Origin of the sequence: Winogradskyella psychrotolerans RS-3, from assembly GCF_000427335.1 — a bacterium.
In the GTDB taxonomy this organism is placed as follows: domain Bacteria; phylum Bacteroidota; class Bacteroidia; order Flavobacteriales; family Flavobacteriaceae; genus Winogradskyella; species Winogradskyella psychrotolerans.
Genome location: NZ_ATMR01000007.1, coordinates 103,474 through 119,253 on the forward strand (window position 1 = coordinate 103,474; position 15,780 = coordinate 119,253).

A 15,780-nucleotide genomic window follows, 5' to 3' on the forward strand; every position below is an offset into this window, starting at 1 on the left:
AAACAACTTGTGAGTTGCTCTTACAGTTTTATTTATTTTATTCTTTCTAATTTGAATTCACGCGAAATAAAAATGCCTAGCACTTATTCCGCATTATCCAAAAAATCCTTTACACGCTCCGTTAACTTATCTAAAAAGGAACGACGCTCCTTTATTGGCGCTTCCTCTCTAACTTCCATTTCTGGTTCTGGGATTTGATCTTCTTCAACAGCCTCAATCACCTCTTCTTCGATGGCTTCAACTTTTTTACGCTCTTGACGTTTTAAGCCATCCATAACTAAACCAACAGCTGTGGCAAAAAGTGGACTCGCTATATCTTCGTCGCTATCACCAGCTAAATGCTCATTTGGATATCCTATTCTGGTATCCATCCCTGTGATATATTCAACCAATTGTTTTAAGTGTTTTAGTTGCGCTCCACCTCCTGTTAAAACAATACCGCCAATCAGTTTTTTCTTCTGCTCTTCGTGACCGTAATTTTTTATTTCAACATAAACTTGTTCTACAATTTCCACAACTCTCGCGTGAATAATTTTAGACAAGTTTTTTAATGTAATTTCTTTTGGTTCTCTTCCTCTTAATCCTGGAATAGACACAATTTCATTATCCTTATTTTCTCCTGGCCATGCAGAACCAAACTTCACTTTTAAAAGCTCTGCTTGCTTTTCTATAATTGAACAGCCTTCTTTTATATCCTCAGTAATTACATTTCCACCGAAAGGAATTACAGCGGTATGACGAATGATGCCATCTTTAAAAACAGCTAAATCAGTTGTTCCACCTCCTATATCAATCAACGCAACACCAGCTTCTTTCTCTTCTCTACTTAATACTGCATTTGCAGAAGCTAAGGGCTCTAAAGTGATCCCTTCAAGATTTAAACCTGCACTTTTAATACAACGACCAACATTTCTAATTGAAGATACCTGGCCAACTACAACATGAAAATTAGCTTCCAATCGTCCTCCATACATACCAATTGGTTCTGTAATTTCGGCTTGACCATCAATCTTAAACTCTTGTGGTAATACATGAATTATTTCTTCACCAGGAAGCATCACTAATTTATGCACTTGGTTGATTAAACGATCTATGTCATCTTCATCTATAACTAAATCAGAATTTGGACGTGTGATATAGTCACTGTGTTGCAAACTGCGAATATGCTGACCCGCAATACCTACGGTAACATCTACAATTTTTTCGCCAGCTGCTGCTTCAGCTTCTTGCACAGCTTGCTGAATAGATTGAATCGTTTGCGTGATATTATTAACCACACCACGATGCACACCCATACTTTTGGCTTTTCCTAAACCTAAAATCTCAACTTTATCGTATTCATTTTTGCGACCAATCATGGCCACAATTTTTGTGGTTCCTATATCAAGACCAACTGAAATATTTTGTTTGTCCATAGCTTACTTTTTGGTGCAAATAACTTGTTTATCAAATTTTAGATTCACCATACTGTAGCTATCTAAAATTTGGTCCTTTATAGCCTTTTGGTAAAACGCCTTAAAGTTGTTTATCTTTTTTTCGAGTTGTTTTAAAGTTCCTAAATGAACTATAAAATCACTTTTTCTAATTTTAAAATCAATGGTGTTATCGTCGTTTTGACGAATCTCAATGACATGTTTCTTCAAAAAATCATCCTCGTCTGCAAATTTCGCAAATTCAAAGACAGTTTCAAGCTTATTTTTCTTAATATTTCCGGTGACGAGTGGCACTCTTGCTGCATAATTATGAGACAAAGGCATAAAACCACCTTCATCGTCTATATAATATGATGCATTTGTGTTAACTCTTGCTATAGGTCTCTTTTGTTCGATTTCAGCTGAAAGCCTACCGTTTACTGACATAAACACCTCGGCTTGCTTAATCATTGGATTAGAATTCAGGGCAATTTCTAATTCGTTCAAATCTATAATATCTTTGGGTTGCTTCGAAACAGGTTCTTGATTTAGTATTAACAATTTACTAACATTCGCCTCAGTAATAAACAATTTATTCGCTCCCAAAAATTTTATGTCCGGCTCACTAACCTTCCGAACCTTATTTCGTTCATTTGAAAAGGCAAACAAAAAGCCAACCAAAACAACCAACCCTATGACTTTAATATAGTTAAAATTAATTTTCGACATAAAACGCTTCTTTTATATGTTTTACCTCTTCTCCGATATCACCTGCCCCAATAGTCAATACAATTTGAGCATCAGATTTTTTTATTTCATCAATTAATTGCGATTTTTGAACTAATTTTTTATTTGAATTTTCAATCTTATTTAAAAGCCACTCCGAAGTCACTCCTTCGATAGGAACCTCTCTTGCTGGATAGATATCTAACAGCAATAATTCATCAAATTTTGAAAGGCTTTCCGCAAAACCATCTATAAAATCTCTTGTTCTACTAAATAGATGTGGTTGAAATATGGCCAATACTTTTTTATCGGGATACATTTCTCTAACTGCCTGATGTACTGCATTAATTTCTTCAGGATGATGTGCGTAATCATCAATAAAAACAAAATTCTCCGTTTTAATTTGATATGTAAATCGTCGTTTCACACCTTTATAAGTCTCCAAAGCTTGAGATAGATCTTTATAAGAACAGCCATACTCAGCAGCCATTGCTATTGCAATAATAGCATTAGAAAGATTATGCCTACCTGGTAAACTAAATTTGAAATCCTTATGCGTTCCGGTTGGTGTTTTTACATCGAACACGTAACGACCATCTTCTATAGAAATATTTTGTGCACTATAGTCCGAATCATCCTCTATACCATAAGTGATACCTTTTAGCGGCAAACCATTTTTTACAAATAACTTTCCGTTAGGCTTAATACACTCTGAAAAATCCTTAAAGGTTTTTACTAACTCTTCTGCGTTGCCGTAAATATCTAAATGATCAGCATCCATGGACGTAATGCAAGCTAAATCTGGCGATAACGTTAAAAACGACCGATCAAACTCATCAGCTTCTACAACGGTAACTTCCGTTCCGTTGATAATTAAATTAGAATTATAATTCTCGCTAATACCTCCTAAAAATGCCGTGACAGGAACATTACATGCCTTCAACAAATGACCTAAAATACTAGTCGTTGTTGTTTTACCATGCGTACCAGCAACTGCAAGACACACGGTTTGCCGTGTAATTTCTCCTAAAACGGCTGAGCGTTTTAAAAGATGAAAACTATTATCTTTAAAATAGTTAAATTCAGAATGTCCGTTTGGAATTGCAGGAGTATATACGACTAAGGTGGATTTTGAATCTAAATACGTAGCATCAATTTCAGAAACACTATCATTAAAATGAATCGCCACACCCAAATCTTCAAGCGATCTTGTGATATCCGTTGCCGTTTTATCGTAACCAGCAACCTGCTTACCATTGGCTACAAAATAACGCGCAAGGGCACTCATACCGATGCCTCCGATACCAATAAAATAGACGCTATTTACGTTTTCAAAATTCATTTATTTCCCAATAGTTTTTCAACTTCATCAACAATAGCATTAGTGGCATTCACTAAAGCTAAAGCTTCGATATTTTCACTTAATTCTTTTTGTTTTTTGTCATTAGACATTAATTCTGAAAATTCGGTTTGAAAATCAGTATCTAAGTCATTTTCTCTTATCAAAATAGCTGCATTTTTATCTGCAACCGATTTCGCATTCTTAGTTTGATGATCTTCAGCCACGTTTGGTGACGGGATAAAAATCACAGGTTTACCGACGATACATAACTCAGAAACCGAAATGGCTCCCGCTCTAGATATGATGACATCTGCTGCAGCGTATGCTAAATCCATTTGGTTTAAAAACGCATGAACTTGCACATTCTTCAAGTCATTATATTGCTTGTATTGATCGTAATACAACTTTCCGCATTGCCAAATCACTTGTATGTCTTGCGCTTCAAAAAATGAAATATTCGCTTCTATGAGCTGATTAATTCGCCTCGCTCCTAAACTCCCACCTAAAACTAAAAGTGTTTGTTTATTATGTATCAAACCAAAGGCATCTTTACCTTCACTATGTTTATGTTTTACTTGCAGTAAATCCTTTCGAATTGGATTTCCTGTTACTCTAATTTTAGCTTTCGGAAAGAATTTTTCTAAGCCTTCATAAGCCACACAAATTGTATTTACTTTTTTCCCTAATAACTTATTTGTAATTCCCGGGAATGAATTCTGTTCTTGTATTAAACTTGGAATTCCTTTTGAAGACGCTACTTGCAACAATGGTCCACTTGCAAAACCACCAGTACCAATAACAGCATCTGGTTTAAATGTGTTTACGATTTTCCTTGAACGCAACAAACTACTTATCAACTTAAAAGGAAATGCCAAATTCTTTAAGGTTAATTGTCGCTGAATCCCTGAAATCCACAAACCTTCAATTTTGTAACCCGCTTGTGGCACTTTATCCATTTCCATTCGGTCTGAAGCACCCACAAACAAGAATTCTGCATCAGGATAGCGCGACTTTAATTCGTCTGCAATCGCAACCGCAGGATATATATGTCCTCCTGTTCCTCCTCCTGATAGGATAAATCGATATGTTTTATTATTTTTCAAACTTTAAAATTCCAACGTTTTAACTTTAGTAACCCCCCCCCCTTAAAGGCTCCCCAAGGAGACAATAACTCAATTCAAATTACTCTAAATTCAAATCTTTTTTCTTGGTTCTTGACTCTCTTTTATTTTTTATTTAAATTGCTTCACTTAAAATCGCCAATGGATTATCTTCCAAATCCTCTTGTTCTTTTAACTCTTCTCGTTTTGCACTTACACTTAATATGATTCCTATAGATAAACACGTCATCCAAATAGAGGTTCCTCCACTACTAATTAAGGGTAACGTTTGTCCTGTTACAGGAAATAACTCTACTGCAACAGCCATATTAATTAAAGCCTGAAACACAATTGGCAAGCCAACAGCTAAAACCAATAACTTACCAAAAATGGTATCTGATTTATGACTTACAACTACAATTCTAAATAACAACCACAAATACAAAACCAATAGAAATACTCCACCATATAAGCCATACTCTTCAATAATAATGGCAAAGATAAAATCCGATGATGATTGTGGTAAAAAGTTCTTCTGAATACTTTTCCCAGGACCCAAAGGCGTAATTCCTGTGGCAATCGCAATCTTAGCTTTCTCTATTTGATAATCTGCCTCCGTATCTTCACCATTAGAAAAGTTTTCAATTCTACTGATCCAAGTATCTACCCGATTTGGCATAGCTTCTGGAAATGCTTTTGCAACAAGAATAAAAATCGTTAAACCAACAAAACCAGATAACATCATTAACGCCAAATACTTTAAAGGATAACCACCTATAAAAGCCAACATCATAATCATAGTAAAAACAATAGCTGTCGTAGAAAAATTAGCCGGAAGTATTAAGATTAAAATTAAGAATACAGGTGACCATAAAGGCAAAATCGTTTCTTTAAATTGAACTTCTTTATCTTTAATTTTTGACAAATACCGCGCTACATAAACCATTAATACTACTGCTGCCAACGTTGACGTCTGAAAAGACATCCCAACAATAGGAATTTGTATCCAACGACTTGCGTTCGCACCATCTATCGTAGTGCCTTGTAACATCGTAACCACCAACAGCACAAGTACAATTGGAATCATAACCATAGATAAACCACGAAAATATTTATAAGGCACCTTATGTATACCAAACATAATTGCAAAGCCTAAAAACAAATGCATAAAGTGCTTAATAAAGAAAGAAAATGTACTGCTATTTCCTCCATGATATGCCAAATTACTTGCAGCACTATACACAGGCAGAAAGGAAAATATAGCCAACAGCGTGACTATAGCCCAAATGGCTCTATCCCCTTTTATCTGTTTGAATAAATTTTGCATTTTCTGTTTTCTTATTCCTGCACATGCAGGAATCTAATTATGTATCCATTATATTTTGAATTCTTGCCTTCACAAGAACTACAGTGTTCTATAAATTACGAACTGCATTTTTAAATTGTCTTCCTCTGTCTTCGTAGTTTTCAAATAAATCGAAACTTGCACAAGCTGGAGACAATAATACATTATCACCAGCATTAGCTAGTTTGTATGCTATTTTTACCGCTTCACTCATGTACTGCGTTTCAATAATTACATCTACCATGTTTTCAAAAGACTCCATAAGTTTTGCATTATCTACACCTAAGCAAATGATTGCTTTTACTTTTTCGTTTACAAATTTGAATAATTCTCTATATTCATTTCCTTTGTCTACTCCTCCAACAATCCAAACCGTTGGTGCATTCATACTTTCTAAAGCGAAATAGGTTGCATTAACATTGGTTGCTTTTGAGTCGTTGATATATTGCACTTTATTAATCTTTAAGACGTGCTCTAAACGGTGCTCTACACCTTGAAAATTTTCAAGACTTTCGCGTATCGTTTGTTTTCTAATTTTAAGTAAATGCGCCACAGTAGAAGCTGCCATTGCATTCTTCACGTTGTGTTTTCCCTCTAATGCTAAATTATCTGTTGGCATAATGATTTTATTGTTATCTATTGTTATTATTATATTGTTGTTGTCTAAATACGCTCCTTCATCAATTTTCTTCGTCAATGAAAAAGGCAATTTTTTGGATTGAATTTGATGCGTTTTCATATAGTCTAAAATGACTTCATCATCCGCATCATATATGAAATAATCATCTTCCGTTTGATTTTCTACGACTCTAAATTTTGAAGCGACATAGTTTTCAAATTTATAATCATATCGATCTAAATGATCTGGTGTAATATTTGTTAACACCGCAATTTTTGGCTTAAAATCGATGATATCATCCAATTGAAAACTGCTAATCTCCAATACATAGTTATCATGATTTTCCTCTAAAATTTGCTTCGCAAAACTTTTACCTATATTACCAGCTAACCCGACATCTAGTTCTTGCTTTAACACGTGATGCGTTAACGTTGCCGTAGTCGTTTTACCATTACTACCGGTAATAGCTACCAAAGTTGCTTCGGTAAATTTTGAAGCAAATTCAATTTCAGAAACCACTTTAATTCCTGCTTCACGAATTTGTTTCACCAAAGCCACTTTATCTGGAATACCAGGACTTTTCATAATGATGTCTGCATTCAGAATTTTTGATTCCGTATGCTGCTCATCTTCAAATTCAATCTCATTATTTAAAAGAACGTCCTTATACTTTTCTTTAATCTTTCCCTTATCTGATACAAATACCTCGTATCTTTTTGCTTTTCCTAAAAGCGCTGTTCCTACTCCACTTTCACCTCCACCAAGAATTACAAGTCTTTTCATTTCATTAATCCTTTTTGTCATTCCTACGCAGGCAGGAATCTACTTTATTACTACTCTTATTGTGGATTCCTGCTTTCGCAGGAATGACAAATTGTTTTATCTAATTTTCAAGGTTACTATTGTTATAATAGCAAGCAGAATTCCAATAATCCAAAAACGGGTGACAATCTTACTTTCATGATAGCCGGATTTCTGGTAATGATGATGTAAAGGCGACATTTTAAAAATACGTCGTCCTTCACCAAACTTTTTTCTTGTGTATTTGAAATAGCTAACTTGTAATACTACTGATAGATTCTCTGCTAGAAATATTCCACATAATATTGGAATCAACCATTCTTTTCTTACCGCAATGGCGATCACTGCTATAATCCCGCCAATGGTTAAACTTCCAGTATCACCCATAAATACTTGAGCCGGATACGTATTATACCATAAAAACCCAATTAAAGCCCCAACAAATGCTGCGATGTATATTGTAATTTCTTCCGCTCTTGGTATATACATAATATCTAAGTATCCTGAAAAAACGATATTACTAGAAACCCATGCAAAAATCCCTAATGTTAATACTATTATGGCCGAAGTTCCAGCTGCAAGACCATCTATTCCATCGGTAAGATTCGCACCATTTGAAACTGCTGTGATAATGAAAATACTAACCAAAATAAACACTATCCATGTGTATTTCTCTAAACCTGGATTGATCCAAGTAATTAAATCTGAATAATCAAATTCATTATCTTTTAAGAACGGAATTGTTGTTTTCGTGGACTTTTCTTCTGCTTTAAATAATTTTGCTGCTGGAGCATCTGGATTTTCAGCCCGTATTTCATTCTGTTGCTGAATTGGTAATTTTTCTTTTAACGTTACATCCTGATGAAAAAACAATGTTGCCCCTACAATAATTCCTAAGCCAACTTGCCCAAGCACTTTGAATTTCCCTTTTAATCCTTCTTTATCATTTTTAAACTTCTTAATATAATCATCAATAAAACCAATGGCCCCCATCCAAAGCGTTGTCACTATCAGAAGAATGATATATATATTTTCAAGCTTAGCCAATAACAACACAGGTATAAGCGTCGCTAGAATAATAATGATTCCACCCATTGTAGGTGTTCCTGCTTTTTCAACCTGACCTTCTAAGCCTAAATCACGAATCGTCTCGCCAACTTGTTGCTTTTGCAAAAATCGAATGATGCGTTTACCAAAAATCGTAGAAATCAACAATGACAATATGATTGCCACAGCCGCTCTAAAGGTTATAAACCCAAAAAGTGATGCTCCAGGAAATTGGAACTGTTGTTCTAGATATTCGAATAGGTAATACAGCATTCTTCTTTATTATTTATTTCTGCAATTGTTTTAAATACTCTTGAACGATTTTATAATCATCAAAATCAAAGCGCTCACCTTTAATTTCTTGGTATGTTTCATGACCTTTTCCTGCAATTAGAATAATATCATTTGGCCCAGCCAACTGACACGCTGTTTTAATCGCTTGATTTCTATCTGTTATGGATAAGGTCTTTTTAAAATTCTGAGGCTCTACGCCTTTTTCCATCTCTTCAATTATGACTTCAGGAACTTCGTTTCTCGGATTATCACTTGTTAAAATCACTTTAGTACTTAAAGCCGAAGCGATATGCCCCATTTTTGGTCGTTTTGTTTTATCTCTATTTCCTCCACAACCCACAACCGTAATCAACTCTTCGTTTTTAGTCCTGATATCGTTTATGGTTTCCAAAACATTTTTTAAGGCGTCTGGTGTGTGTGCATAATCGACAATGGCCGTAATTTTCCCTTCCGACATAAAATATTGAAAACGTCCTGCTACATTTTCGAGCTCACTTATTAAGCGTAATATTTCTACTTTATCTAATCCTAATAATTCTGCCGCTCCATAAATTGCTAGAATATTGTAGGCATTAAAACTCCCTATTAAACGCGTCCATAATTCACTATCATTCAATTTTAATAATAGACCACTGAATTCATTTTCTAAAATTTGCGCTCTATAATCCGCATAATTTTTTAAGGCGTATGTGTATTTTATGGCTGCTGTATTCTGAAACATCACCAAACCATTTTTATCATCAATATTGGTTAGCGCAAAAGCATCTTTTGGTAATTGATCGAAAAACCGTTTTTTGACATCTCTATATTCCGCAAACGTATCGTGATAATCTAAATGATCGTGCGATAGATTTGTAAAAATGCCACCTTCAAACCTTAAGCCCTCAGTTCTGCTTTGATGAATACCATGCGAACTCACTTCCATGAAGCAAAACTCAACACCTTCATCATTCATTAACTGCAAATACCTATTAATAGTTAAAGAATCTGGCGTGGTGTGCGTTGTCTTATATACTGTATTATCCACCATAATTTTCACGGTAGATAGCAGTCCCACTTTATAACCTGCCTTTTTAAACAACTGATACAATAAACTTGAGACTGTTGTTTTTCCATTCGTTCCTGTTACACCAACTAATTTTAGATTCTCAGATGGATGACCATAGAAATTAGCCGCCATATAAGCCATAGCCTGGTTAGAATTAGCGACCTCAATATACGTAACACCATCCTCTAGATTCTCTGGAAGCACCTCACAGATTATTGCCGTAGCACCATCTTTTATTGCTTTTTCAATAAAATTATGACCATCTGTTATAGTACCTGATATGGCTACAAAAATGTCATTGACTTCTATTTGACGTGAATCAAATTCAATTTTACCCACAGTAATACTTGTACTGCCAACGACTGCATTGATAGTAACCTTATATAATATGTCTTTTAGTACCATCATGACGCTTCTAAAACAATGGTTTGATTCGTTTGTAATTTTTGATGCTTTTCTACAGACTGTTTTTTAACAACTCCATTTCCATTTAACTTCACTCTAACATCAATTTGTAAATTCTCTAACAATGCAAGAGCGTCCATAGCAGGCATACCAACAACACTTGGCATTAACTCTTTATACTTACGAGCGTTTTCATAATAACTCTCAAAATCTCTATTAACTAATTTGCTTTTAAAGTTTAGAGTTTCAACTTCATCTATAATCGGTGTATCTGTATATATCTTTTGCGCTATTCTTTTAAATACTGGACCAGCCACATCAGACCCATAAATACCCACTTTTGTACTAGGCTTGTGAATAACTACGATGCACGAATATTTTGGGTTGTCCGCAGGAAAATAACCAGCAAACGAAGAAATATATTTCCTGTTTTTATTCCATTCTTCAGTATTTGCATAATCCGTTCTGGCCGTACCTGTTTTACCAGCCATAGAAAACGTCTCCGAATACATTCGCGCTCCCGTTCCACGAATAACAACATTCTTTAAAATATCTCGCATTTCATTCAATGTTCTATTAGAACAGATTTTTTCAACAAGCACTTCTTTTTTAAACACTTCGATGTTTTTATCAAAAGACTTTACTGATTTCAAAAAACGCGGTTTTATCAACTCTCCATCATTAGCAATCGCATTATAGAATGCTAAGGTTTGCAGTGGCGTCATTCTAAGATTGTAACCATAAGCCATAGAAGGCAACGCGTTTCTACTCCAGTTTGAAGCTCCAGGCTTAGGAATATCTGGTTTCCCTTCTCCAATGATAGCAACACCTAAAGGTTTATCTAGTCCCCAAGAACTCAACCTATTTAAAAACTTCTCTGGTTGTTTTGAGTAATGCTCATCTATAATCGTTGCCATACCGATATTAGAAGACACCTCTAATGCGCGTGCTGCAGAAATCTCTCCATAACCATTACCCGAATCCGTAATTACACGACCATAAAAAGATTTTCTCCCTTTTTTAGTATCAACAACGGTTGATGTATCAATAACTCTATCTTCTAATGCAGCCATCATTGCCATGACCTTAAATGTAGAACCCGGCTCATGACTTTCTCCAACCGCATAGTTTAAACGCTCGTAGTAGTTTCCGTTTTTGTTTCTCCCAAGATTAGAAATCGCTTTTATCTCTCCTGTTTTCACATCCATCACCACCACACAACCGTGATCTGCTTGGTAAATCTCTAATTGCTTCAATAACGAATGGTGTGCTATATCCTGAATATTAACATCTATAGTCGTATAAACATCGTAACCATCTTGAGGTTCAATTTGATCGAAATCAGCGATAGGCTTCCATTGCCCATTACCGATCTTTTGTTTAAGACGTTTTCCATTTTTACCTTGTAAATATTTCACACCAAAGGCACCATCAATACCTGGTCTTGTAAAATTACCATCTTCATCCTGTCTTTCATATCCAATGGTACGTTCTGCAATACCTCCCATTGGATGCTCACGTCTTGTCGTTTGCTCTACAATTAAACCCCCTTTAATTGCTCCGAGATTTAGTAAAGGAAAATTGCGCATTCTTATATAATCGGAATAACTAATATTTCGAGCTAAAAGAAAATATCTATTTTTATTTTTTCGGGCTTTGCGAATCACATTCTTGTAATAGGATACTGGTTTTCCTTTATACGCATGAAGTGAATCTGCTAAAGCACCTATATGTTTTTCGAATGTGGCTTCTTTTGCTTGAATGGCATCTATTCTAATATCATATTTAGGAATAGAAGTCGCTAATAAACTGCCATCAGCAGAATACACATTACCACGATTTGCAGGAATATCAAAATCCTCTAAAGTTCGTTTCTCTGCAAGCGCCCTGTATTCATCACCTTGTATAAACTGAATACTCACCAATTTGAACACCACAGCCAAGGCGAATACAAACATGCAGCCTGCTACGAAGTACAATCTGTTTAATATGTTTTTTTCTGTTATTGCCAAGGTCTATTATTATTATTGCTGTTGTGATTTTACTCGATAATCGAGATTTAATTATATTTAGGATTTTTTTATACCCTATTTCAAGTTCTCACCTGCTCACTTCACTGGTTTAGATGATTTTACTATTATTTTTGTCGGTGGATTTAAGGAAATCCCAATATCCTTTTCTTTCATTTCTGCTTCTACAAAAGATTCTTTTTTAAGCTGCATCAGCTTTCCTCTTTTATCTACAAATGCCGAGCGCAATTCTTTAACCTCATTTGTTAAATTTGCAATCTCATATACTTTCTGATCTGCACTATGCGAACTTGCAATCATTATGATAGCTAGAAACGAAATAAAAATGATGATACGCCAATTTTTGAACGAATCATCACTGATTAGAAACTTACCTCTTAATATGCTGTATATATTTTTTTTCATATTTTTTTGGCAATCCTCAGTTTCGCACTTCGCGCTCTATTGTTTTGTTTTATTTCTTCTTTGGAAGGCACAATTAAACCTCCGACTTTCTTCAATGGCACTTCAAAGTTTCCGAACATATCTCTCTCTGGTTCCCCTTCAAATAATCCATTCCGTATAAAACGCTTTACCAACCGATCTTCTAAAGAATGGTATGAGATAAAACTTAAGCGACCATCTTTTTTTAAGATTTCTGGTGTTTGAAGCAATAACTCTTTCAACACTTCAATTTCTTGATTCACCTCAATTCTAATAGCTTGATATATTTGCGCTAAAACCTTATTCTCTTTTTGATGATTTAAAAATTGTTTTAAAACCGCTTTTAACTGCTCGCTTGTTTTAATTTCAGCATTCTTACGCTCATCAACAATTACTCTTGCCATTGCTGGAGCATTTCTTAATTCACCATATTGAAACAAAACAGCTCTTAGTTGCTCTTCATTATAATTATTAATAACTTCATAAGCAGACAGCTTACTATCTTGATTCATTCGCATATCCAAATCCGCTTCAAAACGTGTTGAAAAACCACGCTCGGCAACATCAAATTGATGCGACGACACTCCGAAGTCTGCTAACACACCATCAACTTCTTTAGCTCCATAAAATCTCAAAAATCGCTTTACAAATCTGAAGTTCTCATTAATCAACACAAAACGATCATCGTCAATTGTATTCGCCAATGCATCCTTATCTTGATCAAAAGCGTACAACTTTCCATTTGGACCCAATCGTGATAAAATTTCTTTACTATGACCTCCACCACCAAAAGTCACATCCACATACACACCGTCGGGTTTAATTGCTAAACCATCAACAGTTTCCTTAAGTAATACTGCGTTATGATAATCCATTCTCGTCGTCATCTTGTCCCATTACTTCTTCGGCCAAATCTGCAAAATCTTCAGCCGCATCATCAATAGCTTGTTCGTATTTATCTTTATCCCAGATTTCAAGAATATTTACTGCAGATGCCAAAACCACTTCTTTAGCAATACCAGAAAATCCAATTAAATCCTTAGGAATTAATAAGCGACCAGCACTATCTACTTCTACAATTTTAACACCAGCCGTAAAACGTCTGATAAAATCATTATTCTTTTTCTTAAAGCGATTGAGCTTATTAATTTTCTCCATCATTTTATTCCATTCAGACATAGGATACAGCTCCAAACATGGCTGAAATACAGCGCGCTTTAAAACAAAACCATCTTGCAAAGCCGCCGACAACTGCTTTTTAAGCACAGCAGGTATCATTAGCCTTCCTTTGGCATCAGCTTTACATTCGTATGTTCCTATAAATGAATTCAAAAGGTTTCGTTTACTACTTTAACGGTTAAGAGTCAAAGATATTGAAAAAATCACCACTTTTTACCACATTCTACCACATTTGTTGATAAGTTTTGGTTTGAAATTGCCTCAATATATTATCACGTCAATGAATTCAACTTTTAAGCAAATATTTTCAAGTGGGAATTATTAACATCACCCCACGCATCTCCCTCTTGATAAAAAAAGTTGATATTTTTTCCATATTATTTATATTCTAAAGGATTTGGTTATATTTGTTTCTAACACATAAGCACGAACTCGCACATGGCACACCTTTTAAAAAAAGAAAAGGATTTTAGATATATTGAAGTAGGCGAAGGCACACCAATTATTGTGTTGCATGGATTAATGGGTGGGCTCAGTAATTTTGATGGAGTCACTAAATACTTTAGTTCTAAGGGCTATAAAGTTATTATTCCAGAACTTCCTATTTACAGTATGTCGTTATTAAAAACCAACGTTAAAAGCTTTGCTAATTATCTAAAAGATTTTATTGAGTACAAAGGTTTAGATAATGTTATTTTGCTAGGAAATTCTCTTGGTGGACACATTGGCTTATACCATACAAAATTATACCCTAAAAAAGTAAAAGCATTAATTATCACCGGAAGCTCAGGACTTTACGAAAGTGCAATGGGAGGTGGTTACACTAAACGGAGCGACTACGAGGTTATGAAAAAGAAAGCACAAGAAGTGTTTTACGATCCGGCAGTAGCAACCAAAGAAATTGTTGATGAAGTCTATGACACCGTAAATGATCGTAATAAGCTTATAAAAACCTTAGCGATCGCCAAAAGTGCTATTAGACACAATATGGCTAAAGATTTACCAAAAATGAATACGCCTATTTGCATTATTTGGGGAAAAAATGATAATGTCACTCCACCTGAAGTTGCTGAAGAATTTCATGAACTTTTGCCTGATTCTGAGTTGCATTGGATTGATAAATGCGGACATGCAGCTATGATGGAACATCCAGAAGAATTTAATACGATTCTGATGGGTTGGCTGGAGAAGCGTGGGTTTTAGGTAAGAAAAAAGCTTGAAGACTGATAAGTCGGAAGCATGAAGTAAAAATATCACGCAAAGGCGCAGAGACACAACGTTTATACTTTAAAAAATGTTACTAGCATTTGTCCTTTTGGAAAATCCCCTTTTTTACTTCACAAAAAACTAAGTTTAATTAAAAAAGATTCCCGTTTTCACGGGAACTGAAGATGAAAATAAAATCAGCTGAATTTGTAGTTAGTAATTCTGAAGTGGCAAAATGCCCCAAGAATGCCCTACCCGAATATGCCTTTATTGGGCGAAGTAATGTTGGAAAATCGTCATTAATCAACATGCTAACTGACAGAAAAAGTTTAGCAAAAACTTCTGGACGACCTGGAAAAACACAATTAATAAACCACTTTCTTATTAATGACATTTGGTACTTAGTAGATTTACCAGGGTATGGTTATGCGCGAGTTTCAAAATCCTCTAAGAAGAAATTTCAGAAGTTTATTACTGATTATTTTGAAAAACGTCAACAATTGGTTTCTGCTTTTGTACTCGTAGATATTAGACACAAACCGCAACCCATAGATTTGGAATTTATGAAATACATGGGAGAAAGCGAAATTCCTTTTGGCATTATATTTACGAAAGCTGACAAGCTAAAGCCTCTTGCTATTGAACGTCATGTAAATGAATACTGCCAAGAGCTGCTTAAATTCTGGGAAGAATTACCACCTTATTTTGTAACGTCAGCTTCTAATTACACGGGCAAGGATGAAGTACTAAATTTCATTGAAGAAACCAACGAAGAAATTGAACAATTAAGATCTAATAATTAA

At 34.9% G+C, this 15,780-nt stretch carries 14 protein-coding genes; 2 read left to right on the forward strand and 12 right to left on the reverse strand.

Annotated elements, in window-relative coordinates; translation table 11 throughout:
- Positions 1-83: 83 nt before the first annotated feature.
- The 12 genes from ftsA to mraZ form a co-directional block, all read right to left on the reverse strand.
- Entirely contained in the window at positions 84-1,415 is a 1,332-nt protein-coding gene (ftsA, locus tag ADIWIN_RS00815; RefSeq protein ID WP_020895768.1) for a cell division protein FtsA, read from the reverse strand.
- Between the two features lie 3 nt (positions 1,416-1,418).
- Positions 1,419-2,141, reverse strand: coding sequence for a cell division protein FtsQ/DivIB (locus tag ADIWIN_RS00820; RefSeq protein ID WP_040756129.1), 723 nt, complete (start codon positions 2,139-2,141; stop codon positions 1,419-1,421).
- Complete coding sequence (gene murC / locus ADIWIN_RS00825) at positions 2,128-3,480, reverse strand: UDP-N-acetylmuramate--L-alanine ligase (RefSeq protein ID WP_020895770.1); 1,353 nt, start codon at positions 3,478-3,480, stop codon at positions 2,128-2,130. The genes ADIWIN_RS00820 and murC overlap by 14 nt, the downstream gene beginning before the upstream one ends.
- Complete coding sequence (murG, locus tag ADIWIN_RS00830) at positions 3,477-4,583, reverse strand: undecaprenyldiphospho-muramoylpentapeptide beta-N-acetylglucosaminyltransferase (RefSeq protein WP_020895771.1); 1,107 nt, start codon at positions 4,581-4,583, stop codon at positions 3,477-3,479. Before murG ends, murC begins: the two co-directional genes overlap by 4 nt.
- A 133-nt stretch (positions 4,584-4,716) precedes the next feature.
- A complete protein-coding gene (locus tag ADIWIN_RS00835; protein ID WP_020895772.1) occupies positions 4,717-5,907 on the reverse strand; it encodes an FtsW/RodA/SpoVE family cell cycle protein in 1,191 nt (396 codons plus the stop codon).
- Between the two features lie 88 nt (positions 5,908-5,995).
- Positions 5,996-7,327, reverse strand: a complete 1,332-nt coding sequence (gene murD, locus ADIWIN_RS00840; RefSeq protein ID WP_020895773.1) for a UDP-N-acetylmuramoyl-L-alanine--D-glutamate ligase — start codon at positions 7,325-7,327, stop codon at positions 5,996-5,998.
- Positions 7,328-7,423: 96 nt separating this feature from the next.
- A complete protein-coding gene (gene mraY / locus ADIWIN_RS00845) occupies positions 7,424-8,665 on the reverse strand; it encodes a phospho-N-acetylmuramoyl-pentapeptide-transferase (protein WP_040756131.1) in 1,242 nt (413 codons plus the stop codon).
- Between the two features lie 13 nt (positions 8,666-8,678).
- Complete coding sequence (locus ADIWIN_RS00850) at positions 8,679-10,142, reverse strand: UDP-N-acetylmuramoyl-L-alanyl-D-glutamate--2,6-diaminopimelate ligase (protein ID WP_040756133.1); 1,464 nt, start codon at positions 10,140-10,142, stop codon at positions 8,679-8,681.
- Complete coding sequence (locus tag ADIWIN_RS00855) at positions 10,139-12,097, reverse strand: PASTA domain-containing penicillin-binding protein (protein ID WP_020895777.1); 1,959 nt, start codon at positions 12,095-12,097, stop codon at positions 10,139-10,141. Before ADIWIN_RS00855 ends, ADIWIN_RS00850 begins: the two co-directional genes overlap by 4 nt.
- A gap of 150 nt (positions 12,098-12,247) precedes the next feature.
- Positions 12,248-12,574 carry an FtsL-like putative cell division protein gene (locus ADIWIN_RS00860; protein ID WP_040756137.1) on the reverse strand — a complete coding sequence of 109 codons (327 nt, stop codon included), beginning with the start codon at positions 12,572-12,574 and terminating at the stop codon, positions 12,248-12,250.
- A complete protein-coding gene (rsmH, locus tag ADIWIN_RS00865) occupies positions 12,571-13,467 on the reverse strand; it encodes a 16S rRNA (cytosine(1402)-N(4))-methyltransferase RsmH (protein WP_020895779.1) in 897 nt (298 codons plus the stop codon). The genes ADIWIN_RS00860 and rsmH overlap by 4 nt, the downstream gene beginning before the upstream one ends.
- Entirely contained in the window at positions 13,454-13,924 is a 471-nt protein-coding gene (gene mraZ, locus ADIWIN_RS00870; RefSeq protein ID WP_020895780.1) for a division/cell wall cluster transcriptional repressor MraZ, read from the reverse strand. Before mraZ ends, rsmH begins: the two co-directional genes overlap by 14 nt.
- Positions 13,925-14,209: 285 nt before the next feature.
- Between mraZ and ADIWIN_RS00875 the strand changes: the two genes are divergently transcribed.
- A complete protein-coding gene (locus tag ADIWIN_RS00875) occupies positions 14,210-14,974 on the forward strand; it encodes an alpha/beta fold hydrolase (RefSeq protein WP_020895781.1) in 765 nt (254 codons plus the stop codon).
- Between the two features lie 188 nt (positions 14,975-15,162).
- Positions 15,163-15,780, forward strand: a complete 618-nt coding sequence (gene yihA, locus ADIWIN_RS00880; protein ID WP_020895782.1) for a ribosome biogenesis GTP-binding protein YihA/YsxC — start codon at positions 15,163-15,165, stop codon at positions 15,778-15,780.